Annotated in this window: 3 protein-coding genes; 2 read left to right on the forward strand and 1 reads right to left on the reverse strand. The window is 69.5% G+C overall.

Features of this window, described 5'->3' with window-relative positions:
* A partial coding sequence (locus tag DSP71_RS08495) for an LLM class flavin-dependent oxidoreductase (RefSeq protein ID WP_113680854.1) occupies positions 1-601 on the reverse strand: 601 nt, incomplete at its 3' end.
* Between the two features lie 106 nt (positions 602-707).
* Here DSP71_RS08495 and DSP71_RS08500 point away from each other — a divergent pair.
* Positions 708-1,694: a Gfo/Idh/MocA family protein gene (locus DSP71_RS08500; protein ID WP_046749750.1), complete on the forward strand. Its 987-nt coding sequence runs from the start codon at positions 708-710 to the stop codon at positions 1,692-1,694.
* A 2-nt stretch (positions 1,695-1,696) separates the two neighbouring features.
* On the forward strand, positions 1,697-2,274 hold a 578-nt coding region (locus DSP71_RS23420; protein WP_258546337.1), incomplete at its 3' end, for an NYN domain-containing protein.

The following is a 2,274-nucleotide window of genomic DNA, read 5'->3' on the forward strand; positions in this document are numbered from 1 at the left end:
CGGCGACCCGCACCTGAGCGCCCCGCAGCTCGGCGGCGCGCAGCCCCTCCGGATCGATCAGCACCCCACGATCGGCGTCGGCGATCCAGGCGTCCTCGCCCCACGAATCCCACAGCCGGCGCAGGGCTTCGACGAACTCCTCCGCCCGGTCGTAGCGGGTCTCGTTGTCGGCGTGCGCGTCGCGACCGTGGTTCCCGGCCGCGCGCGGCTCGGCGCCGGTGACGAGGTTGATACCGGCACGGCCGCGGGTGAGCACGTCGAGCGAGGCGAGCGACCGCGCGGTCGTGTACGGGTCGGCGTAGGTCGTGTTCACCGTGGCGATCAGGCCGATCCGCGAGGTCACTCCCGCGAGGAAGAGCACAGCGCTCACGGGGTCGATGCGCGCCAGCAGATACGGATCGCGGAACTCCAGGTCGGGCCCCGTGGCGAGCCAGTCGCCGAAGAACAGATAGTCGAGCCCGGCATCCTCTCCCTCTCGCGCGATGTGGCGCAGGATGTCGGCGTCTCTCGCAGGGTCGCGGTGCGCCCCTGGCTGCCGCCAACCCGAGGGATACGCGCCGAGGGTGCGCACCATGGCGCCGATGATGAGGGGTTCGGTCATGCCCGTCACGGTATGAGCCGCTCCCCACCCGCTGCCATGGCGTCGATGCCGGGCGTCACGGGATGTAACAGTCCGTCACACCCGGAGCACCCCCTACGCTGAGACCATGACAGGTCTTCGGTGGGGAATCCTCGCGACCGGCGGAATCGCCGGCGCATTCGCGTCCGATCTGCGAACCGCGGGGCTCGACCTCGTGGCCGTCGGATCCCGGTCACAGGAGTCGGCCGACGCGTTCGCCGCCCGCTTCGACATCCCCCGCGCGCATTCTTCGTATGAAGACCTCGTCGCGGACCCCGATGTCGACATCATCTACGTGTCGACACCGCACCCGATGCATCACGAGAACGCCCGCCTCGCCCTCGAGCACGGCAAGCATGTGCTCGCCGAGAAGGCGTTCACCCTGAACCGCGCCGAGGCGGAAGACCTGCAGGCGCTCGCCGCCGAGCGCGGTCTGCTGGTGATGGAGGCGATGTGGACGCGGTATCTGCCGCACATGGTCCGCATCCGCGAGCTCATCGCCGACGGCGCCCTCGGTGAGATCCGGGCCGTGAGCGCCGATCACACCCAGCTGCTGCCCTCCGACCCCGCGCATCGGCTCAACGCCCTCGAACTCGGTGGCGGCGCCCTGCTGGACCTCGGGATCTACCCGATCTCCTTCATCTGGGACATCCTCGGCGCACCGACCAGCATCCGCGCCGTCGGCCGCCTCATCGAGACGGGAGCCGACTCCGAGGTCGCCACGGTCATGACCCACGACGGCGGTGCGGTCTCGACCAGCCTCTCGTCGTCGCGGGCTGCAGGCCCCAACGTCGCGAGCATCATCGGCACGGCCGCCCGCATCGACATCGACACCGTCTGGTACAGCCCGACCACGTTCCGCCTCGTCCTGCCGGACGGCACGGTGCAGGAGAGCTACACCTCCGAGGTCGAGGGCCGTGGCATGCAGTTCCAGGCGCTCGCCGCCGAGCGTCTGGTGAGCGAAGGCACCCTCGCGGGCGACATCCTGCCCATCGCCGAGAGCGTCGCGATCATGGGCACCCTTGACGAGATCAGGGCGCAGATCGGCGTCCGCTACCCCCGCGAGGAGGTGTGAGCATGGCCGAGACCACCGATGCCCGCGTCGCCGTCTACCTCGACTTCGACAACATCGTCATCTCCTGGTACGACCGGGTGCACGGTCGCAACGCCTACGGCAAGGACCGTCAGCGGATCAGCGAGAACCCGAACGACCCCGAGGTCACCGAGCGATTGAGCCGGGCGATGATCGAGGTCGGCGCCATCATCGACTACGCGGCCTCGTTCGGCACGCTGGTGCTCACCCGCGCATACGCGGACTGGTCCTCCCCGGTCAACGCCGTGTACCGCTCGCAGCTCGTTGCCCGCGCTGTCGACCTCGTGCAGCTGTTCCCCGCCGCGGCGTATGCCAAGAACGGCGCCGACATCCGGCTCGCCGTGGATGCGGTCGAGGACATGTTCCGCCTCCCCGATCTCACCCATGTCGTGATCGTCGCGGGTGACAGCGACTACGTGCCCCTGGCTCAGCGCTGCAAGCGCCTCGGCCGCTACGTGATCGGCGTCGGGGTGTCTGGCTCCACAGCCAAGTCGCTGGCCGCCGCGTGCGACGAGTTCGAGTCGTACGACTCGCTGCCCGGTGTCGTGCGCCCCTCCAAGCC

Origin of the sequence: Microbacterium sp. H6 (genome assembly GCF_003314775.1) — a bacterium.
In the GTDB taxonomy this organism is placed as follows: domain Bacteria; phylum Actinomycetota; class Actinomycetes; order Actinomycetales; family Microbacteriaceae; genus Microbacterium; species Microbacterium oxydans.

What these genes read in the sequence shown, in the direction of transcription:
- DSP71_RS08500 (WP_046749750.1), top strand. Translation starts at nt 708, where the DNA reads ATGACAGGTCTTCGGTGGGGAATCCTCGCGACCGGCGGAATCGCCGGC.